The organism is Mucilaginibacter lacusdianchii (genome assembly GCF_009770985.1).
Taxonomy (GTDB): Bacteria; Bacteroidota; Bacteroidia; order Sphingobacteriales; family Sphingobacteriaceae; genus Mucilaginibacter; species Mucilaginibacter lacusdianchii.
This window is the reverse complement of sequence record NZ_WSRW01000001.1, coordinates 1,426,550-1,446,782: the sequence shown is the minus strand read 5'-3', so window position 1 is coordinate 1,446,782 and position 20,233 is coordinate 1,426,550. Positions and strand designations below refer to the sequence as shown.

18 protein-coding genes are annotated in these 20,233 nt (G+C 42.6%); 5 read left to right on the top strand and 13 right to left on the bottom strand.

Annotation, left to right across the window (positions count from 1 at the left end; genetic code table 11):
• Positions 1 to 677: 677 nt before the first annotated feature.
• Positions 678 to 1,892 carry a peroxiredoxin family protein gene (locus tag GPM24_RS06525; RefSeq protein ID WP_158825908.1) on the top strand — a complete coding sequence of 405 codons (1,215 nt, stop codon included), beginning with the start codon at positions 678 to 680 and terminating at the stop codon, positions 1,890 to 1,892.
• Between the two features lie 29 nt (positions 1,893 to 1,921).
• Here the strand turns inward: GPM24_RS06525 and GPM24_RS06520 are convergent, their stop codons facing one another.
• The 9 genes from GPM24_RS06520 to GPM24_RS06480 form a co-directional block, all read right to left on the bottom strand.
• Positions 1,922 to 2,356 carry a low molecular weight protein-tyrosine-phosphatase gene (locus tag GPM24_RS06520; RefSeq protein WP_158825907.1) on the bottom strand — a complete coding sequence of 145 codons (435 nt, stop codon included), beginning with the start codon at positions 2,354 to 2,356 and terminating at the stop codon, positions 1,922 to 1,924.
• A 134-nt stretch (positions 2,357 to 2,490) separates the two neighbouring features.
• The gene (locus tag GPM24_RS06515; RefSeq protein ID WP_158825906.1) at positions 2,491 to 3,288 is read right to left on the bottom strand and encodes a S1/P1 nuclease; all 798 of its coding nucleotides are present in this window, start codon (positions 3,286 to 3,288) and stop codon (positions 2,491 to 2,493) included.
• Positions 3,289 to 3,296: 8 nt separating this feature from the next.
• On the bottom strand, positions 3,297 to 3,821 hold the full coding sequence (locus GPM24_RS06510; RefSeq protein WP_158825905.1) for a fumarate hydratase: 525 nt from the start codon (positions 3,819 to 3,821) through the stop codon (positions 3,297 to 3,299).
• A gap of 62 nt (positions 3,822 to 3,883) precedes the next feature.
• Positions 3,884 to 5,281, bottom strand: coding sequence for a class II fumarate hydratase (gene fumC, locus GPM24_RS06505; protein WP_158825904.1), 1,398 nt, complete (start codon positions 5,279 to 5,281; stop codon positions 3,884 to 3,886).
• A 158-nt stretch (positions 5,282 to 5,439) separates the two neighbouring features.
• Complete coding sequence (locus GPM24_RS06500; protein WP_158825903.1) at positions 5,440 to 6,162, bottom strand: hypothetical protein; 723 nt, start codon at positions 6,160 to 6,162, stop codon at positions 5,440 to 5,442.
• Positions 6,163 to 6,268: 106 nt separating this feature from the next.
• Positions 6,269 to 7,927 carry a hypothetical protein gene (locus tag GPM24_RS06495; protein WP_158825902.1) on the bottom strand — a complete coding sequence of 553 codons (1,659 nt, stop codon included), beginning with the start codon at positions 7,925 to 7,927 and terminating at the stop codon, positions 6,269 to 6,271.
• 29 nt (positions 7,928 to 7,956) lie between these two features.
• A complete protein-coding gene (locus tag GPM24_RS06490; RefSeq protein ID WP_233268746.1) occupies positions 7,957 to 8,640 on the bottom strand; it encodes a hypothetical protein in 684 nt (227 codons plus the stop codon).
• A 259-nt stretch (positions 8,641 to 8,899) separates the two neighbouring features.
• A complete protein-coding gene (locus GPM24_RS06485; protein ID WP_158825901.1) occupies positions 8,900 to 9,712 on the bottom strand; it encodes a polysaccharide deacetylase family protein in 813 nt (270 codons plus the stop codon).
• Between the two features lie 126 nt (positions 9,713 to 9,838).
• The gene (locus GPM24_RS06480) at positions 9,839 to 10,882 is read right to left on the bottom strand and encodes a tetratricopeptide repeat protein (RefSeq protein WP_158825900.1); all 1,044 of its coding nucleotides are present in this window, start codon (positions 10,880 to 10,882) and stop codon (positions 9,839 to 9,841) included.
• Between the two features lie 113 nt (positions 10,883 to 10,995).
• Here GPM24_RS06480 and GPM24_RS06475 point away from each other — a divergent pair, with 113 nt between their 5' ends.
• The 3 genes from GPM24_RS06475 to GPM24_RS06465 all read left to right on the top strand — a co-directional run bounded on the left by GPM24_RS06475 (position 10,996) and on the right by GPM24_RS06465 (position 13,445).
• A complete protein-coding gene (locus GPM24_RS06475; RefSeq protein WP_158825899.1) occupies positions 10,996 to 12,204 on the top strand; it encodes a serine hydrolase domain-containing protein in 1,209 nt (402 codons plus the stop codon).
• A 147-nt stretch (positions 12,205 to 12,351) separates the two neighbouring features.
• Positions 12,352 to 12,666 carry a YbaB/EbfC family nucleoid-associated protein gene (locus tag GPM24_RS06470; RefSeq protein ID WP_158825898.1) on the top strand — a complete coding sequence of 105 codons (315 nt, stop codon included), beginning with the start codon at positions 12,352 to 12,354 and terminating at the stop codon, positions 12,664 to 12,666.
• Positions 12,667 to 12,767: 101 nt separating this feature from the next.
• On the top strand, positions 12,768 to 13,445 hold the full coding sequence (locus tag GPM24_RS06465) for a metal-dependent hydrolase (RefSeq protein ID WP_158825897.1): 678 nt from the start codon (positions 12,768 to 12,770) through the stop codon (positions 13,443 to 13,445).
• 71 nt (positions 13,446 to 13,516) lie between these two features.
• Here GPM24_RS06465 and GPM24_RS06460 read toward each other — a convergent pair whose 3' ends face one another.
• The 3 genes from GPM24_RS06460 to GPM24_RS06450 all read right to left on the bottom strand — a co-directional run bounded on the left by GPM24_RS06460 (position 13,517) and on the right by GPM24_RS06450 (position 16,474).
• A complete protein-coding gene (locus GPM24_RS06460; RefSeq protein ID WP_158825896.1) occupies positions 13,517 to 13,714 on the bottom strand; it encodes a hypothetical protein in 198 nt (65 codons plus the stop codon).
• 71 nt (positions 13,715 to 13,785) lie between these two features.
• Positions 13,786 to 15,048 carry a glucose-1-phosphate adenylyltransferase gene (locus GPM24_RS06455; protein ID WP_158825895.1) on the bottom strand — a complete coding sequence of 421 codons (1,263 nt, stop codon included), beginning with the start codon at positions 15,046 to 15,048 and terminating at the stop codon, positions 13,786 to 13,788.
• Positions 15,049 to 15,052: 4 nt separating this feature from the next.
• The gene (locus GPM24_RS06450; RefSeq protein ID WP_158825894.1) at positions 15,053 to 16,474 is read right to left on the bottom strand and encodes a glycogen synthase; all 1,422 of its coding nucleotides are present in this window, start codon (positions 16,472 to 16,474) and stop codon (positions 15,053 to 15,055) included.
• Between the two features lie 186 nt (positions 16,475 to 16,660).
• On the opposite strand from GPM24_RS06450, the gene GPM24_RS06445 reads away from it, so the two are divergent.
• A complete protein-coding gene (locus tag GPM24_RS06445; protein WP_158825893.1) occupies positions 16,661 to 17,230 on the top strand; it encodes a DUF1572 family protein in 570 nt (189 codons plus the stop codon).
• Between the two features lie 61 nt (positions 17,231 to 17,291).
• On the opposite strand, the gene polA is transcribed toward GPM24_RS06445, so the two are convergent.
• Positions 17,292 to 20,102, bottom strand: a complete 2,811-nt coding sequence (polA, locus tag GPM24_RS06440) for a DNA polymerase I (RefSeq protein ID WP_158825892.1) — start codon at positions 20,100 to 20,102, stop codon at positions 17,292 to 17,294.
• Positions 20,103 to 20,233: the final 131 nt, after the last annotated feature.

Below are 20,233 nucleotides of genomic sequence, written 5' to 3'. Positions count from 1 at the left end.
TTTACAGTGTGTCTATTTAAGTGGATTTGTTTGTTTTTTGGTACAACACGAGATTTGATGTGTAACTGCTTTTTCAAACTTTTATTCAGTAACTGACATCAAGTCAACAAAAAATTAGTAAAAATCTTATTATCAGATGTTTATAACAAAAAAATCTTTTACTTCATAACTTAATGTAAAAGATATTGAAACTAGCTTACTAAGTTAAAAACATGCAAAACAACTCAAATAAGGCCTTTTCTGCTGAATTATCAATACCTTTATTTATTAAGTAAAATGTTTTACTAATATAATAGAAGCATTGCGTACTGAATGTTAAAAGTAATAAATTTTGAGTTACTGATCCGGAATAACTATCATTTTTGGCCCTAACAAATTTGTGGCTTTACTTTTGTATATATCATTACGACTCTGCATCTGAATTGAAAAACATAAAAAGTAACATCTACCTATGTTACAACTTTAATGAGAATTCTCAGGCACCCAAGCTGAGATGAATTTGTTCTTTGTTTTGGGTTTAATCAATAGTTTAAATTAATTAGGGGAAAGGGAGCTTCAAAAGAGCTCTCTTTTTTTGTGCCCAAATTTTCGCTTTTCACTCACCCTATTGTCATACCCTATAAAGTATACTGTTTTTGTAGAGTATTTTTATTTTCTTTGCTTTGTATATCACGAACATGAAAAAGATACTTTATTTAGCTTTTATATTTTTTGTAACAGCATTAACAGCAACTGCACAAAGCAAGCTATCCACCGGCGTTTGGCGGGGCATTTTAAATACCGCCTCAGGTGCCGATTTGCCTTTCAATTTCGAAATTAAAGATACTGCCGGTCGTCAACAAATGACTATCATCAATGCCGGCGAACGTTTTAAAGTAACAGACGTTAGAACAACTGGCGATTCGGTATTTATTAAAATGCCTTTGTTTGATTCGGAGTTTAGATTAAAACAGCAAAGCAAGCAACTAACCGGTCAATGGGTAAGACATTTGGGCGAACGAGATGTGGCTTACGCTTTTACAGCCCAGCATGGCGCGGGTTACCGCTTTTTTGCTTCACCCGAAAAACCGGCTTATGATATATCGGGCCGATGGTCGGCCGTGTTTGGTGAAGGGACAGACCGTGATACGACTGTAGGTGAGTTTAAACAAAACGGCAACCGGGTTACCGGTACGTTTTTAACCACCACAGGCGACTACCGCTACCTGGACGGCACAGTAAGCGGCAATAAGCTTTACTTGTCTTGCTTTGATGGCGGTCATGCCTTTTTATTTACAGCTACTTTAACAGATGCAAATCACTTAACCGAGGGAACTTTTGGCGGCACCCCGTGGACAGCCGTTAAAGATGCGGCCGCTAAATTGCCTGATGCGTTTTCATTAACAGCCTTAAAACCCGGTTACTCTAAAATTGACTTTAGCTTTCCTGATTTAAATGGCCAGAAGGTATCACTCGGCGATTCGCGCTTCAAGAATAAAGTGGTGATATTACAAGTAATGGGATCATGGTGCCCTAACTGTATGGACGAAACCGCTTTTTTAGTGAACTACTACAAAAAGTACCACAAACGTGGCGTCGAAGTAATGGGTTTGGCTTATGAGCGCACCGCCGATTTTGCCAAATCGCAAAAAGCTGTAATGCAGGAAAAAAATCATTTTAATATTCCATACCCATTGTTGATTACCGGCTATACCAACAACAAAAAGGAGACTGCTAAAAGCCTACCCATGCTGAACAATTTTTTGGCTTTCCCAACTACCATCATCATTGATAAAAAAGGAGATGTACGAAAAATATACACCGGCTTTAGCGGACCGGGTACCGGCAATTATTACACAGAATTTGTAGAAACATTTGAAAAGCTGACAGATGATTTGTTAGCAGAGAAATAAAAAAAGGCCGGTTTTACACCGGCCTTTTTTTATTTGTATTCATTTATAATATCCTTGCAACCACCTTCAATTAACTTGAATACAGGTTCGAACTGCGTGTTGTCGTAATATGGGTCGGGTACTTCTTTATCGTTAAGCAGCATGCGTACTTTGGCAGCATCTTGCTCGTTGCGGGACTGGGCCAATACATCGCTCAGGTTGTTTTTATCCATCACCAGTATCAGGTCAAACTCGTCAAAATCGCTTACCTCAAACTGACGGCATACCTGCTTGCTGATATCGATACCAAACTGCCGGGCGGTACGAACAGACCGATGATCGGGCCCCTCGCCAATATGCCAGTTACCGGTTCCGGCCGAATCAACATCCCAATCGAGGCCGCTTTGCTGCGCCTGGTGTTGCATAATGCCCTCGGCCAATGGCGAACGGCATATGTTGCCGAGGCAAACCATTAAAAGTTTCATTGTATTGATATGGCTTAAGTAAATATTGTCATTGCGAGGAGCGATAGCGACGTGGAAATCTCCTTGCGTTAAATAATTAGCGAAGGGATTGCCACGCTGTCGCTCGCAATGACAATATTTATATTCTAAAAAGACTATCCAAAAATCTGATTTAACACACCAGCCAAACGCACACCAGCTTTCAACAGCTGACGGTTCAAGGTATCTACGTATTTAAAGTTATACTTATAATTCAAGGTATCTCCGGCTTTGGTGCCAGCGTATATCTTTTCGGCTAGCTGCTGGCTTTCGAACAGCCATTGGCTCATGGGTTCTTTTTGCCATAATGCGCGTTGTTCGGCAGTAGTATGATTAATCCAGTTTGCGTACTCTGTGTAGCTCAGGTTCTGGAACTCAATCAGCTTACTATCCCAAACCGAGTGCATGTTCGATTCTTCTTTGAACCACATCACTTTTAAATCATTACCGCCTTTATCATCGGTGTGGGCAGTATGCATGGGTTGATGAATATCTTCAACCACGTGAATAACCATGCGCAGGTAAAGCAACTTTTTATCTTTAGGCAGATTCGGCTTTTTCAGCTCAGCAATCATCATCTGCAGCTTGGTATAAGCATCTACCGAAGTATCCTGCTTTAAAAAAGACTGCATTTCAGAAAGGTTTGCAAATGGCTTGTCAAAATCAACAAAATGCCAGTTGTACAGGTAATTGTAGTTAGGGTCCGATTTAATAAAATCGGCCCAGGTACTGGTCATGGCAACCGATTCGTTACCTAAAATAGCTTGTACGGCCTTGCGGGCTTTAGGGGTTAAGTAACTGTCGGCAATCTGGCCGCAAATGCGGTGACCTTTATCGCCCCAGGCCATGCTTTGCAGGGGTGCGTATAACATTACAGCACCCAACAATAGTTTCTTAAAAAAATTAGCTTTCATAAAAAAGTTTATAGGGGTTTTGGATTACAGGTAATCCTTTTCATTAAATGCAGATTGATAGGCAATACGTCGGCCGTGTTGCGAATTTGAACGCTGGTGTCGGTATGGTTAGTTACTTTAAAAAGCTCCTCGTACACACCTACACGAAAGCAGCCGCCTTCATTTCTAATCTTAAATTTAGAATCACAAAAAAAGCCTTTTACCATCAGCGTATCGTGCTGTTGCTCATAACGGCCTTTGGCATATTCTACCCAGTGGCCCTTGTTCATGCAGGTATCTGCACCATAATTTACTTTGCTGAACGATTGCAGCGTAACATAAAAAGAATCGCAGGTGAACTTATAATGGTACAGGGTATAATTAAGCAACTTGCTGTGTACAGCCTCTTGACGCTGTTCCCACTCGCCCTGCAAATAATCCTGCCCTTTGCCCTGTAAATTAGAATTGGGACTACATGATGATAGAGCCAAGAGCCAGGTGCCAAGAACCAAGATAAACAGGAGTGATATATAATTAAGAGCGGAAAGTTTCATCTGCATATAAACAAAAAAGTCCTCCCCTTGCGGGGGAGGATTTATTAGTGAATCAGCCGTTTTTATTTTAAACTTCCGATCATATCTTCAGGGCGTACCCACTGGTCAAATTGCTCGTTAGTTAGCAGTTCCAGTTTTAGGGCAGCTTCACGTAAGGATAAACCTTCTTTCAACGCGGTTTTTGCAATTTTAGCTGCGTTTTCGTAACCAATATGTGGGTTAAGTGCGGTTACCAGCATCAGGGAGTTTTCCAGGTGCTTTTTGATACCCTCATAATTTGGCTCGATTCCATCTGAACAATGGTCGGTAAATGACACGCAAGCATCACCAATTAAACGGGCCGATTGCAGGAAGTTGGCTGCCATTACCGGTTTAAATACGTTCAGCTCGTAATGGCCGTTTGATCCGCCGATAGAAATAGCGACATCGTTACCCATTACCTGAGCAGCCACCATAGTAACCGCCTCGTTTTGGGTTGGGTTAACTTTACCCGGCATAATTGATGAACCCGGCTCATTATCCGGAATATGAATTTCGCCGATACCAGAACGCGGACCAGAAGCCAGCATACGGATATCGTTGGCAATTTTCATTAACGACACAGCAATTTGCTTTAACGCGCCGTGGCTTTCTACAATGGCATCATGCGCAGCCAGGGCCTCAAATTTATTTTCGGCAGTGATGAATGGCAAGCCTGTAAATTGAGCAATGTACTCGGCTACTTTTACATCATAACCTTTAGGGGTATTGATACCGGTACCAACTGCAGTACCACCTAAAGCCAACTCAGATAAGTGAGCCAAAGTGTTGCGCAAAGCACGTAAACCATGATCCAGCTGTGATACATAGCCCGAAAATTCCTGACCTAAAGTTAAAGGCGTAGCATCCATTAAGTGGGTACGACCAATTTTTACCACATCTTTAAACGCTTCTGATTTGCGTTTTAATGAATCGCGCAGCTTTTCTACACCTGGGATGGTTACATCCATCAGGATTTTGTAAGCAGCGATGTGCATAGCCGTAGGGTAAGTATCGTTTGATGATTGTGATTTGTTTACATCATCATTCGGGTGGATGAAGGTTTTGCCTTCGCCCAAGGTGTTGCCTTGCAGTACGTGTGCACGGTTGGCCACCACCTCGTTTACGTTCATGTTAGATTGGGTTCCCGAACCGGTTTGCCAGATCACCAGCGGAAACTCGCTATCCAGCTGACCGGCTAAAATTTCGTCGCACACCTGTGCAATCAGATCGCGTTTTTCGGCAGGTATTACGCCTAAATCGGTATTGGTATAGGCAGCAGCCTTTTTCAGGTAAGCAAAAGCCGCAATAATTTCTTTGGGCATAGATGCTTCCGGACCAATTTTAAAATTGTTGCGTGAGCGCTCGGTTTGTGCACCCCAGTATTTATCGGCCGGTACTTGTACCGCGCCCATGGTGTCATGTTCGGTTCTGAAACTCATACGTTTGATGTATTTTTTGCAGCGGCAAAGTTAGTTATTCGCATGAAGAATCAAGAGGTAAGAGTGAAGAGTTTTTGGATGTGAGGAAATAGTTACAGTAAAATAAAAACACAATGTTAATAACAAGACTATAAAAATATTGATGGTGAACACATATATTATTGTATCTCAAAATCACTTTCACTTACGTTTTCATTTACAAGTAACTTCTCAATCTTCATTTGCTGAGGTACCCCATCATTGATGAATGTCTCTACTGAATGATAAAACAGCTTACCGAACTGTTTGAATTCCGAAAACATTGCCGCATTGTATCTTCTTTCTTCTTGACTAACCAATTTTTCATCTTTTAGCAAAAGGCCCATTTTCTTACTATAATAGAGAATTTCAGTTGTACCTGACGCTAGTACAGCTTTAATTTTATAACAAGCATCACCGTTCACGGCTTCCTGTCCAATTAACTGAAGCTTCCATAATTCGGGATTCAGATAATCTAGTTCATTAAAAATGTGCTTCTTGTACTTCTTGTCCTTGTATACATCCGCACTCTCTTTTGACTTTTTACTGCCACTTACTTGGTATCCTGTTTTCCCATTAAAATAGGAACCGAACATAATATGCTGGTTATATACAATCTCAAAAGATCCTTTATTGGGAGCCATCTCTTTAATTACATAATTTACATCATGTCCCTGAAGTATGGTTTTGGAGTCGGTGTACAGAGTTGATATACTTTCCAAATATTCTTTGCCACCCATTACTTCAATGGCTTTCTGTATAACTTCCTGTGGTGTAGTAAAATCAGTTGTACTTTGACTATAGCTAGAATTAACAGAAAGTACGAGCAATACACTAGCTACATAGAACTTAAGCAATTTCATTTTATAAGATTTAGTTTTACAAATATAGCCATTTGACAATGCTAATCATTACGCAAAAAGCCGGACCACAAGGCCCAGCTTTTCCATCAAAAATTATTTAACCCTATCAATTACAATCCGTCAGCACAAATTCGGCATTCACATCAATGCTATTAGTGGTATTATTAAAATTAGCCGTACCGCTCAGGCCGTTTACTGCGGGAATAGTTACCCCTGCCGATTTATCCAGCTTAAATGCAGCAGAATTGTATGTTTTGCCTGAATAGGTGGTGGTAATACTATAGCTGTGCCCGTCAATTAAGTTGGCAGTGGCTGTACCATCGGCCATGTAAACATTGGTGGCAACGCCGGTGGTTGCATCTTTTAAAGTAAGCCAGGCGCTGGGGTAAGCCACTACCTGCTTGTTGGTACATTTAGCGGTAACTTTAATATTGGTTTTAACATAATCGGGCACCGGCTGTGCGTTTACAGTCACCTCAACCGAACCTTGACTGCAGGCATTAAAAGCAGTTGTTTCGCCAATTTTGGTTAAAGCGCCATTGTTGCGCGAGTAAACCAGCACTTTCACATCGCCGGCATCTGCCGGAATGCTGGTCAAATTCGTAATCAGTCCGTCTTTAATCTGACTTACGTTTACTGAACTTACTGGTTGATTATTTGTGGTTGCTAAGGCAATCATGTAATCGCCCTCTAAGGTGGTAGTAGTGTTTGGCACACGCAGCGCAACGTTCAAAGTTGACGAACAGGCTGTAACGCTCCAATTAGCACTCCAGGCCGATAGGTGTGTAATCGGGAAGCTTACTTCCAGTTTATTATTTCCTTTTGCAGTAATGTTTTGTGTGCTTTCATAAGTCCACTGACCGGTTTGCTCGTTCAAGCTCCAAATGGGGATGGCATCTCCGGCCTTCACCAACTGGTGAGTTTGCGGGTTAATGAGATTACGGTTAATCTCCATACTCACGGTAACCGGTTTAGAAAAGCCTTTTACGGTACTGTTTCCGGCGGTCATGGTAATAGACAGTAATCCGGCGGTTACAAATGAGCTGCCCACCGCCAGTTTTTGACCGTTGGGCCCAATAGCATTGGCAGCATTAAAATCTCCCGGAAACGCACTATAAGCCGGCGCATTACCTGTACCAAAATACACTACGTTGGATTTTAGCTGGGTAGAATTAATGATAGCACCGTTACCATCTTTATATTGCGTACCTGCCGGGATGCTGATGTTGCTGCTTTCGGTAGTAGTAGCGTTGGTGGTTGTACTTACCGTTACGGTTTGGCTGTTACCGGTAGTGGTTTTAACCACAGCGGCTGTACCATTAGCAGGATTAGCATACTCATTTAGCGCAATAACCACATTGGATACGGTATTACCGGTTAACGTAATGGTTTTAGAAACCGGTACATAGCCCGCTACCGACGCATACAACGTAAACGTAACCGGATTGCTGACACTTGGGTTGGCTGCTTTAATTAAACTTAATGGTAATAAACCATTAACTGCTGTAAAGTTGGTGCCGCCGCCATCTACCTGTACCAAGCCGGCACCGGTGCCGTTAACACTTACTGTAATGTTGGCTGGCAGGCTGGTGTTGCTGCTGGCATTCGCATTTACAAAGCGTACCAACGTAGGCGCTTTTGACAATGAACTGGTGTTCACAATCAGGTTTATGTTATCGGTAGGCTTTTTACAAGCGTTGATGCCCGGTAGCAAAAACGCACCAGCCATTACAGCAGCAATTACCTTTTTTGAAAAGTATTTCATATCAATGTTATTAATAGGGGAACGGGAAGTTATTGAAGCTTAAAATTGAAGTTGACTTGCAGCACAGGCAACCAGCGATAACTTTTGATATTGCTATTAAGTTGCGGCTCTAACTGGTTATTATCCGACAACAGATTGGTACCCACAATATGCGAGCTGGGCTGCGACAGGTAATAAGTACCCAAATCCAGATTTATATTAAATAACCGATTCGGAAAACTTTTGAACAAGCCTATGCCCAAATAAGGCGCTACACCTTTCCAGCTGATATCCATATTCAGTTTACCCAAATCATCAGCCGTAACGGTATAATTGCCAAACTTATAATCGCCGGTAGGTAAAAATTCCATGCCGCCTTGCGCATGATACAGGTAAGCGGCACCGCCTACTAGTCTAAAACCACGGGCCTGCTTAAAAGGAACAAAATCGGCCAGCAGGTGTACGTTCGAAAATTTAACCGAGGCATTGGTGCTACCATCAAAACCTGAAAAGGAAAAAACGTTATTCACTTTAACGGGTATAAAACTAACGCCTGCACGTGCCGAAAAACGTTTGTCTGATCCATAACGTAAATCGCCGCCTACCCCTTGAGTGCCCACCTGTAATTGCAGCGATAAATGATTGTATGCAGGCATGCCCGATGATTGCGCAAATGATTTAAATATAGACAACAAAAACACCAGGCATAGCAACTTAAACAAAGGGAATTTCATGTTCAGCTTAATCAATATATTATTAACGGGGATGTATCTACTTCAATAATACAGCCTATTACGATAGCTAGCACACTTTGTTATGCATATTTTCTCATTTCAAACTATTTTTTAACCATTGATTTAATGATATAGTTACTATTATGATATATCTATTAATAATCACCTCATTATTACTTCTATACTGATAATATTGTAACAAAAAAATACCCTGTCATTTATAAAGACAGGGTATAGCCTAAGTTTATGTAGAGTAATATTATCTTCCTTTGCTTTGCTCCTTCGCGATATATTCTGCAACGTCTACCATGGGTGCAATCCAAATATTTTTTTCATTTTGCTTTAGAAAGTGTAACAGCTGGCTGTGCTCACCAAGCCCCTCATTAATGCTATGCCCACCACCTACACCATGAAACAAAAACACCAGCAGTGTTTGGCTTTGCATCGCTTTCTTCACCAAATCAATCATGTACTTAGCCGGTTGGTCTTGAATGTAATAACAATCAATATTATCCAAATTTACCTGTGCAGCCGTTTGCAAACCAGCCCCTACGCCACGGGCTCCTGCAAAATCTTTGCGCAGCTGGGTATAAAAGTATTCATCGCCAATTTTCAGATCACCGCAGGGGTAAGCAAAGGTGCGGCGGTTTTTACCGTCTATAGCTTTTAGCAACACATTGTTTATGCGTATTTCGTCAACAGCCCTACCAACAGTATATTTACTCAAATCATGGTCGGGCGATACAAAGCTGCGGCCCGGCAAGCTGCCATCGCACGGGTGAAACAAAGCATGGTTACCCAGCTCATGCCCTTTGTGGGCAGCCTTGCGCCATTCTTCCAGCCGGTTATTTACTACGGATGATGAGCCAATGATATAGAAAGTGCCTTTTAGCTTTAATGAATCTAACGCCGGGATAACATTATCCAGATCGGCATCAATGGCATCATCATAAGTAAGCACCACGGCACATTGTTTATTGTTCCACAGTTTAGCGGTTTGCGCTTGGGATGTTAAGTGCATTCCGCCGGCTATAGCCAGCAGTACAAGTATATATTTAAATGTTGTACGCATAGGTTTATTATTGTAAAGTGTGCTGGTTGCGGGTACCAGTATTAAATTTCTTACAAAGGCTAAAATACTGTTTACCGGTATATGCACTGTTACTCACCTCCAATTAATTTATTGCTTACCACGGTATTAGTTAGATGCCACAACATGCGGATTGATTTTAACCCAGGCATCCAGTTCATCAACTGCTTTATCATTTTGCTTAAACCAAGCTAGGCTTTCGTCTTTGTAAGATGCAAGGCTGATGTAGTGTGTAAAAGCCGGCATTACCTCACTTTGTGATAGCTTATAAAAGTAGTCGGCATAATACGTCCAGAAAAAATCTTTTGTCTTCTTTTTACCCGATAGCTCGCCTACAATACCAAATATGCTTTTAAGTTGCCCGTTAAGCTGCTCAACCGGTGTTTTATTCTTATTGATATCTAAACTACTGGCAGCAGCTGATATAGATATAGCCATTTCGGCGGCATCCATCTGCTCGTCACCGGTTTTTTGCGTATTTACAAAAACATTCATACTCTTTTCGCCGGTTTTAGCAGTTTTTGAATTAATGATTTGTTGAACAAAGTCGAATGCCTGTTTTGATCTTTCTGTGTTTGGTTCAATCATTAAAAAACTACAGAACCCCATAACCGCTTGTATATCCTTATGCTGATCGTAACAAGCTAGGCCGTATAATCTTTGGCTGCTGGCATGCGCCGGATTAAGCTTTATAGCTGCAATTGCTTCTTGTTCGGCAGCAGCAAACTTTTTTTGCCGGTGATAAGCAATACCCAAGTTGTAATGCAGTCGCTGATAATTGGGATCAACCTTAATGCCCGCCAAATACATTTCTATCGCTTTGTCGGGTTGCTGGCCGTCATCATAAATATTACCCATCATTTCATAGGCCCCTGGCATAGGATGGTCGGATTTGATAATTTTTTGCAGATAAGGCATTGCCTCCTGCGCCTGGTTATTGCTATAAAGTGAGTAAGCCAGTTCATAGTTAGCCGTAGCATGCTTGGGGTCCATCTGTAAAGCTGCTTTATATTTCACAATAGCATCGGCGTACTTGCCTTCATCATGCAGTTTAATACCCTGTTTAACTAAACTATCAACCGATTGAGCAAAGGCTGCGCACGTAAAAATTAAGCAGCTCAAAAACAAGAAGTAAGGTTTTAGGTTTTTCATGGCAATCAAGTTAAGTATTGCTGGCAATCATCACAAAAAATAATTTGCACTTTACTTTTTAACTGTTACATAATTTCTGATTTTCGCGGTCGTTTTAGTGCAAGTATCAATTTATGAGGGAAGTGTATAAAAGTATTTTAGGATGTGTGCTGGTGGCCGGTTTGCTAAGTTCCTGCTCGCACAACAAAAAGAGTAAAGGTGTTGAAATATCAGACAAACCATTTGAGCCGCAAAAGATTCTGAAATATGACCCCAAGGATGCCGACAAAAAAATTGATGCCTTTATGCACAACCTGCATAAAAAAAGCGCGTTCAATGGCAATGTGCTGGTCGCTAAAAAGGGCAAAATCTTATATGAAGGCTCATTTGGCTGGGCCAACTACTTAACCCGCGACAGCTTACAGCTTAATTCCCGGTTTGAACTGGCATCGGTATCCAAAACCATGACGGGTACGGCCATTATGCAGTTGTGGGAGCGCGGCAAAATTAAGCTGGATCAGGATGTACGCGACTTTTTCCCGAACTTTCCATACGAAGGTGTTACCATCCGCCTGCTGCTTACCCACCGCTCGGGCATGATGAACTATGTTTACTTTGTAGACGACCTGTACCGCAAACAGCACCTCGACCAGCGAAAGGGTATCACCAACGCACAGGTAATGGACCTGATTGCACAATACAAGCCTGCGCCATTTAACAAACCCAACGCTCGCTTTTTATACAACAACTCCAACTTTATGGTACTGGGCGCTATCATCGAAAAGGTGACAGGCATGCCGTATGCCCAGTATATGAAAGAGAATGTATTCAAGCCCGCAGGTATGGCGCATACCGACGTATATTCCAAAGCCGTATATGAAAAAATTCCGGTTGATGTGGTAGGACACGATCGCAACAGCTGGCGCTATTCAGTAGCTCAAAACTTTTTGGATGGACCGGTAGGCGACAAAGGCATTTATAGCACCGTTGGCGATTTGTACTTATTTGACCAAGCACTTAAAGCTGGCCGGTTAATTAAAGCTGCCACGCAAGACTCGGCTTATACCTCACATGTGCTGCCGCTTATTCGTGGTCACTTTAGCTATGGCTATGGCTGGCGTATATTTGAGAATAAAGACGAAAAAGTGGTTTACCACACCGGTTGGTGGCATGGCTTCAGGCACATATTTTTGCGTGATATGAAAAACGATGTAACCATTGTATTGTTAGGTAATTTAGTGAATGGCAGCTTATTGCACCTGGACGAGCTATACAAAATGATGGATATGCCCGTAGTTCGCAAAGGTGCCTACAATGGTACCGGCGAAACAGCGGAAGATTAATGCTGGTTTATTAGTTGAATAGAGAGTGGGTGATTTGTAAATAGATATTTATTGGTGACTTAACTCTGATCAAAAAGCATTTCAACCAATCAACAATTTAACCATTCACCTACTTAATTAATAACAACTCAACTAAAACATAAAACCATGTTTGATAAAATATTTGAAGCACAGCAAAAAGCAGGCGAAATGAAAAAACGCCTGGATGGTATCACCGTAACCGGCACGGCCGAAGGTGGTAAAATTACGGTAACTGCCAATGGCAACAAGGTATTACAATCGGTATCCATTGAAGAAAGCTTTTATAAAGAAGCCGACCGCGAAGAGCTGGAAGAACTTTTAGTAGTAGCGGTAAACAAAGCGATGCAGCAAGCCGACAATATCAACCAAACCGAAATGGCCGCCATGACCAAAAATATGTTTGGCGATTTAGGCGCTTTGGGCGACATGTTTGGCAAGTAAAAAGTTACATATACAGTTGTGGCATATTAAGGTGTTATGACAATAGTTTGCTATGCCGCATACTACCTTTGGCTCCACAACATTAAACTGATTCAATACTTATGAAACTGACTTATTACGGACATTCAACGGTAGAAATTCAGACTGGCGGTAAAACGCTGCTGTTTGATCCGTTTATTACTCCAAACGAACTGGCTAAACACATTGATGTAAACAGCCTGAAACCTGATTATATCCTGGTATCGCACGGACATGGCGATCATATTGCCGATTTGCTGCCTATTCAGCAAAACAGCGGCGCTAAAGTGATCTGCATTGCCGAAATTGCTGGCTGGTTAGGTGGTAAAGGTGTGGCCGATGCACATGGTATGAATATTGGCGGCAGCTTCACTTTTGATTTTGGCAAAGTAAAAATGGTATATGCCCTGCACTCCAGCTCGATGCCTGATGGCAGCTACGGCGGTGTACCGGCAGGCTTTGTAATTTATGCAGAAGGTAAAAAAGTATATTTTGCCGGCGATACCGCTTTAACTTACGATATGAAGTTATTAGCCGATGAGAACCTGGATTGGGCTATTTTACCTATTGGCGATAACTACACCATGGGTATTGATGACGCTGTAAAAGCGGCCGATTTTGTAGGCTGCAAAAACGTAGTTGGCGTACATTACGATACCTTCCCGGTAATTAAAATTGATAAAGCTGAGGCAGTTCATAAATTTGAACAAGCAGGTTTAAATTTAAAACTGCCTGCTATTGGCGAAAGCATAGAACTATAATTAACCATAAAAAAAGAAAAACGCCTCTGATAAATTATCAGAGGCGTTTTTCTTTAATAAACTACTAGAAACTACTTACCTGGTGTTGTAGAAGTAGTGTCACTTTTGGTAGTCTTCTTTTTAGTTTTCATTTTACCGTTTTTCTTTTTCATTTTTTTAACGGTATCTGTCTGCATAGTTGCTGATTTTACCATGCCTGGATTACCATACGCAAATGCGCTTCCAAAAGAGATTGCACCTAATGCAATCATACAAAGTACTTTTTTCATGGCTGTTTAATTTGTTGTTTAGTAGTAACTTAGCAACAGTACACAACAGCCCTTTGTTTCGCTAAACGAAATTATATTACCGTCCCGTTCGGAATCACTGCTCTTTTTTTAACTACCACGACACCATCCTGCACAGTGTAAGCACCGTAATCGCCATCGTCTAGCTTACCGCCGCAGTTAATAGTTACGTCGTTACCGATGTAGCAATTCTTATCCAGAATTGCATTTTTGATGCAGCAGCGGTCGCCAATACCCATAATAGGCGTGTTAGCTACTTTGGCTTCTTCAATCTGCTCCAGTGTTTGGTAGTTATCGCCTCCCATAACATAGCAATTGTTTATTTCGGTATCAAAGCCAATACGGGTACGGATGCCTATAATAGAGCGCGTAATTTTGCTGGCGTTAATGATACAACCGTCAGAAATTATAGCATGCTCTAATAATGTACCTGATATTTTAGATGGCGGCAACATACGCGCACGGGTATAAATATGATGTTTACCAAACAGGTTAAACTGCGGAATATCATCTGTTAAACCGATGTTGGCCTCAAAAAATGATGGGATAGTACCAATATCTGTCCAGTAACCTTCATACTGGTAGCTCAGCACTTTGTGGGTTTTGATAGACTGCGGGATAATCTCTTTACCAAAATCGGGGTAATCATTACCTTGCAGTAACTCATACAGTGTTTTACGGTTAAAGATGTATATACCCATTGAAGCCAGGTACACCCTGCCGGCTGCGGCCATTTCCTCACTTACCTCTGATGCCAGATGCCCAAAATTGGTTTTAGGTTTTTCAACAAAGTCGGTAATGTATTTATCTTCGCTGGTTTGCAAAATACCAAAGCCGGGTACATCATCAGCATGTACAGGTATGGTAGCAATAGAGATATCTGCACCACGGTCTATATGTTCCTGTATCATTTCCTGAAAATCCATTTGATACAGTTGGTCGCCCGACAGGATCAATACATATTCAAAATCATGTACCGCGAGGTGATGCAAGCTCTGACGTACCGCATCGGCCGTGCCCTGAAACCAGCCCACATTGGATGGCGTTTGCTCGGCCGCCAGGATATCTACAAAAGCATCACTGAAGCTGCTAAAGTGATAGGTGTTTTTAATGTGCTTATTTAACGATGCCGAGTTAAACTGCGTTAATACAAAAATGCGCTCAATGCCGGCATGAAGGCAGTTGGAAATCGGAATATCTACTAAACGGTACTTACCGGCAATAGGCACAGCCGGTTTAGAGCGGGTGGCTGTAAGTGGGAACAACCGGGTTCCCTGGCCGCCGCCAAGTACGATGCTGATTACTTTAGAAGTCATATAACTAGATGTTTAAGCTTTGATATAGGTTTATATATTGGTTTGCAGATTGGTTCCATGAAAAATCTAACGCCATCATGCGTTTACGTAACAATTGTAGATGCGGTTGGTTCTCATAAAGTTCAATAGCCCGGTCAACAGCATGTTCAATATCGGCTGCCACGCTGCGGTTAAAGCAGATGCCATAGCCGCCTTCGTCGCCAAAGTCAACAACGGTATCAATCAAACCACCAGTTCGGCGCACCATGGGTAAGGTACCATAACGCAGGGCGTACAGTTGGTTAAGACCGCAAGGTTCCACGCGGGATGGCATCAGTAAAAAGTCGCTGCCTGCATAAATCAGGTGGGCCAGTGCTTCGTTATAGCCTATAAAGGTTTTGTAATTATCAGGGTACTTTTCTTTTAGTGCTTCTAATGCGGCTTCTGTTTCCTTGTCGCCAGCACCTAACATTACAAAATTCACCTTACCGGCATGTTTATCCAAGCTATGCTGGATAGCTTCGGGCAATAAATCGGCACCCTTCTCGGTTACCAAGCGGCCAATAAATGAAATAATTGGAAGCTCAGGAGATAAACCAAAACGCTCGCACAACGCTTTTTTGTTGGCTAATTTACCTGCATCGGGCGCATCAGCGTCAATAGGTGCCGCAATCATAGGATCGCCTTCGGGGTTCCACACCTCGGTATCGATACCATTGATGATGCCCAGGCCTTTACTCTTTTCAAGCCAGAACAAATATTCCAAGCCATTCGACTGAAGCTCCAGTTCGTGCAAATAGCTGGGCGATACCGCCGTGTATTTATGACAGCATTTAACCGCACTGGCTAGCGGGTTGATGGCTCCGGCCCAATCCAGCAAACCGGCATAGTTCATGTCCACCTCGGGCAGGTAATCAAATTTATCATACCCGAAAGCACCATGATACTGACCGTTGTGAATGGTAAATACGGCTGGCACACCCGACAGGCGTTTTCTGTACAAGGCAGAATGCTTCATCAAAAACGGAATCAGGCCCACATGGTGATCGTGACAATGAATCAGATCGGGCTTTTGCTGCGACCAGTTAATCCAATCCAGAAAAGCCAGCTGAAAGGCGATGAACTGCTCGCGCTCGTCGGGATAACTGTATACCTCCTCACGGTCAAGCAAACCCGGTATATAAATCAGAAACAGTTCAAAACCCAGCTTATTGGTACGTTCTTTCCAGATTTCAAATTCATAGCGCTTGGTACCCAGCAGGTTTGATGCTTCGAAAACAACATCAAACTCACTCTCCTGAACAAACTTACGGTTGTAATAAGGCAGCACCACAGCAGCCTGATGGCCTGCCTGATTTTGGTACTTGGGTAAGGCGCCTACCACATCGGCAAGGCCGCCCACTTTAGCAACTGGATAACACTCGGCGGCAAGGTGAAAAATTCTCATTTAGTATAGGTAATGTCGGGTCAAGGTAAGCAAAAGTTTACTTACCTAAACACAACTTACATCTATTGGAATGTGTTTTTCTATAGTGTTAATTATTGCGTAAAAAGTATGTGATAAAGTTAAATAACTACCTAATGCCTTAACATTATTTTATAGTAAATTAGCCATAACAAACCACTTATAGCCATGAATAACGATTACCTGGAAAGCGTTAAAAAGCAATTTGCCTACTACAAGATGCTGGGTGAAAAAACCTTTGAACAGTTAACCGACGAACAACTATACTGGCAATACAACAACGAAAGCAACAGTGTAGCCATGATTGTCAATCACCTGGCAGGTAACATGCTGTCCCGCTGGACTGAAATTTTTGCGTCGGACGGCGAAAAAGCGTGGCGAAACCGCGAAGCTGAATTTGAGGTATTCCATCCAGACAGACAGGCTCTACTGGACCTGTGGAACTCGGGCTGGAACTGTTTAATGCAAACGCTGGACAGTTTAAAGGCAGACGATCTAGACCGGATCATCTATATTCGCAACATGGGGCATACTGTTACCGAAGCCATTAACCGGCAACTGGCACATTACCCTTATCATGTTGGGCAAATTGTGTTTTTGGGGAAAATGATGTGCAATGAAAACTGGAAATCGTTATCCATTCCAAAAGGCCAATCTGAAAATTATAACGCCGAAAAATTTCAGAAAGAGAAGCACCGGGAACACTTTACCGATGAGTTTAATACAAAAAAGGAATAGCCAATCTGCGGTTAACTGCAAATCGGCTATTTCTTTTGTTTCATGGAATGCTTAATAAGGCTTAATGGGCCTCGAGCCAATTAGCGCCTGTACCAATTTCTACCACAATAGGCACTTCGGTTTTAATAGCGTTCTTCATATGGTGCTCTATAATAGGCTTTACTTTTTCTACCTCGTGTTTAGGCGCGTCAAACACCAACTCATCATGCACCTGCATGGTCATGCGGGTATCCAGTTTCTGAGCTTTCAGTTCGTGATGGATATTAATCATCGCAATTTTGATCATATCTGCTGCCGAACCTTGTATAGGCGCGTTGATGGCGTTTCGTTCGGCAAAACCACGTACGGTGGCATTGGCCGAATTGATATCGCGCAGATAACGGCGACGGCCTTTCAGTGTTTGTACATAACCATTCTCGCGGGCAAAATTCATGGTTTCGCTCATGTAACTTTGAATGCCGGCGTATTTGATAAAATATTGCTCAATAATTTCGGTTGCTTCTTTACGCGAAATACCCAAACCTTGTGATAAACCAAAGGATGATTGCCCATAGATGATACCAAAGTTTACCGCTTTGGCATTGCGGCGCATTTCACCGGTTACCTCTTCTATAGAAACCCCGTAAACACCCGCAGCAGTAGCGGTGTGGATGTCCAGGTTCTTAGAAAACGCATCGAGCATACTCGGATCCTTGCTGATTTCGGCAATAATGCGCAACTCAATCTGCGAGTAATCAGCCGAAATGATGATATGATTTTCATCACGCGGAATAAATGCCTTGCGCACCTCGCGACCACGCTCGGTACGAATAGGGATATTTTGCAGGTTAGGGTTCTGCGAGCTTAACCGCCCGGTAGCCGCCACTGCCTGATTATATGAGGTATGTATACGGCCAGTTTTAGGATTCACCATCAGCGGCAGAGCGTCTACGTAAGTCGATTTCAGTTTCAGCATCTGACGAAAATCCAGGATATCGCGTACAATGTCGCTTTTGGCGGCTAAGGCCAACAGCACATCCTCGCCGGTTTGATATTGGCCGGTTTTAGTTTTTTTAGCTTTAGGGTCGAGCATCAGCTTTTCGAACAACACCTCGCCTAACTGTTTAGGGGATGATATATTGAATTTAACGCCCGCTTTTTCATAAACAGTTTGTTCCAGCTTGCCCAGGTCGGTTTCCAGCTGTAGTGAAAAATCGCGCAGTGTACCTTCGTCCAGCTTTACACCTTCAAATTCCACATCAGCCAGTACATAAATCAGCGGATGTTCAATCTCATTCAGCAACGCTTCGGCACCTACGGCTTGCAGTTTGGGTTCAAATACCTCTTTTAATTGCAAGGTCACGTCTGCATCTTCACCCGCATACTCTTTCACCTTTTCTACTGGTACATCGCGCATGGTAAGCTGCTTTTTACCTTTGGGCCCAATCAGCTCGGTGATAGAAACCGGCTTGTAACCCAGGTAATTTTCGGACAGGATATCCATACCGTGGCGGGTATCTGGATCTAAAATATAATGCGCCATCATGGTATCAAACAAAGCGCCCTGCACTTGTATGCCATACCATTTCAGCACCAGTATATCGTATTTTATGTTTTGACCAACTTTATTGATAGCCGGGTTCTCCAGTATCGATTTGAACTCATCGGCAATGGCTTTAGCACCTTCAAAGTTATCGGGCACCGGTATATACCACGCCTCGCCGGGTTTAATGGCAAATGACAAACCTACCAGTTCGCAATTGTTGGCGTCGATACCAGTGGTTTCGGTGTCGAATGTAATTTCGGTTTGCTGCTGCAGCAAGGCAATTAGTTCTGCCCGCTTTTCAGGCGTATCGGTCAAATGATACTCGTGCGGAACGTTATCAATACTTTTGGCGGCTACCTGTATTTCGGGCTCGGCAATATCATTAATCTCTACACTAAAAGTATGTGGCGCACCGGCTACCGGATTACCAAACAAATCGGTTTGGGTTGATGAAGCCCGCAATTCGGTGATGCTGAAATCATCGCCAAATACACGGCGACCCAGCGTACGGAATTCCAGTTCGGCAAACAGCGGCTCCAGCAGATCACGACTAGGTGCACACATTTCCAGTCCGGCTTCATCCAATTCAACCGGTACATCCAACAATATAGTAGCCAGCTTTTTTGACAGTAAGCCCTGCGCCGCATGGGTTTCTACGTTTTCACGTAATTTACCTTTTAGCTCGTGCGCATTGGCAATAATATTTTCTACTGATCCGTATTGTTTGATAAGTTGCTTGGCTGTTTTTTCGCCAATGCCGGGGATGCCGGGGATGTTATCTACCGCATCGCCCCACAAGCCTAAAATATCAATTACCTGGCACACATCGCTTATTTCCCATTTTTCGCATACTTCTTTTACCCCCATAATCTCTACATCGTTTCCCATGCGCGAGGGTTTGTACACAAATATATTTTCGGACACCAGCTGGGCAAAATCCTTATCGGGGGTCATGCAATATACCTGATAGCCTTTTTGCTCAGCTTTTTTAGCCAGCGTACCAATGATGTCATCAGCCTCGTAACCATCTGATGTAATTACCGGGATATTAAAACCCAGTATCAGCTTAATTACATAGGGCATTGCCTTCGATAAATCTTCGGGCATGGCCTGGCGGTGGGCTTTATAGTCGGTAAAGTCGGTATGGCGTTCGGTAGGCGCGTCGGTATCAAATACCACGGCCATATGGGTAGGATTTTCCTTTTTTATGATATCCAGCAGGGTATTGGTAAAGCCCATTACCGCTGATGTGTTCAGGCCACCCGAGGTAAACCGCGGGTTTTTGCTTAAAGCAAAATGCGCCCGGTACATCAGGGCCATACCATCTAATAGAAATAATTTCTTCATATTGTATTTGACCAGAATTTTCGGAATTTAATGAATGTCCAGAATTGACTATCAGAACTCAACACCGGTCAATAATTGCAAAAATAGGATTAATGGTAATAAAACGTTTGTCTATATGAAAGAGCAGACAA

Bases quoted from the DNA above. Each gene is read 5' to 3' on its own strand.
- GPM24_RS06460 (WP_158825896.1), bottom strand. From the start codon at position 13,714: ATGAAAAAAGTACTTTGTATGATTGCATTAGGTGCAATCTCTTTTGGA.
- GPM24_RS06445 (WP_158825893.1), top strand. From the start codon at position 16,661: ATGAATAACGATTACCTGGAAAGCGTTAAAAAGCAATTTGCCTACTAC.
- polA (WP_158825892.1), bottom strand. From the start codon at position 20,102: ATGAAGAAATTATTTCTATTAGATGGTATGGCCCTGATGTACCGGGCG.
- GPM24_RS06515 (WP_158825906.1), bottom strand. From the start codon at position 3,288: ATGAAAGCTAATTTTTTTAAGAAACTATTGTTGGGTGCTGTAATGTTA.
- GPM24_RS06455 (WP_158825895.1), bottom strand. From the start codon at position 15,048: ATGACTTCTAAAGTAATCAGCATCGTACTTGGCGGCGGCCAGGGAACC.
- GPM24_RS06470 (WP_158825898.1), top strand. From the start codon at position 12,352: ATGTTTGATAAAATATTTGAAGCACAGCAAAAAGCAGGCGAAATGAAA.
- GPM24_RS06480 (WP_158825900.1), bottom strand. From the start codon at position 10,882: ATGAAAAACCTAAAACCTTACTTCTTGTTTTTGAGCTGCTTAATTTTT.
- GPM24_RS06525 (WP_158825908.1), top strand. From the start codon at position 678: ATGAAAAAGATACTTTATTTAGCTTTTATATTTTTTGTAACAGCATTA.
- GPM24_RS06485 (WP_158825901.1), bottom strand. From the start codon at position 9,712: ATGCGTACAACATTTAAATATATACTTGTACTGCTGGCTATAGCCGGC.
- GPM24_RS06500 (WP_158825903.1), bottom strand. From the start codon at position 6,162: ATGAAATTGCTTAAGTTCTATGTAGCTAGTGTATTGCTCGTACTTTCT.
- GPM24_RS06475 (WP_158825899.1), top strand. From the start codon at position 10,996: ATGAGGGAAGTGTATAAAAGTATTTTAGGATGTGTGCTGGTGGCCGGT.
- fumC (WP_158825904.1), bottom strand. From the start codon at position 5,281: ATGAGTTTCAGAACCGAACATGACACCATGGGCGCGGTACAAGTACCG.
- GPM24_RS06495 (WP_158825902.1), bottom strand. From the start codon at position 7,927: ATGAAATACTTTTCAAAAAAGGTAATTGCTGCTGTAATGGCTGGTGCG.
- GPM24_RS06450 (WP_158825894.1), bottom strand. From the start codon at position 16,474: ATGAGAATTTTTCACCTTGCCGCCGAGTGTTATCCAGTTGCTAAAGTG.
- GPM24_RS06465 (WP_158825897.1), top strand. From the start codon at position 12,768: ATGAAACTGACTTATTACGGACATTCAACGGTAGAAATTCAGACTGGC.
- GPM24_RS06510 (WP_158825905.1), bottom strand. From the start codon at position 3,821: ATGAAACTTTCCGCTCTTAATTATATATCACTCCTGTTTATCTTGGTT.
- GPM24_RS06490 (WP_233268746.1), bottom strand. From the start codon at position 8,640: ATGAAATTCCCTTTGTTTAAGTTGCTATGCCTGGTGTTTTTGTTGTCT.
- GPM24_RS06520 (WP_158825907.1), bottom strand. From the start codon at position 2,356: ATGAAACTTTTAATGGTTTGCCTCGGCAACATATGCCGTTCGCCATTG.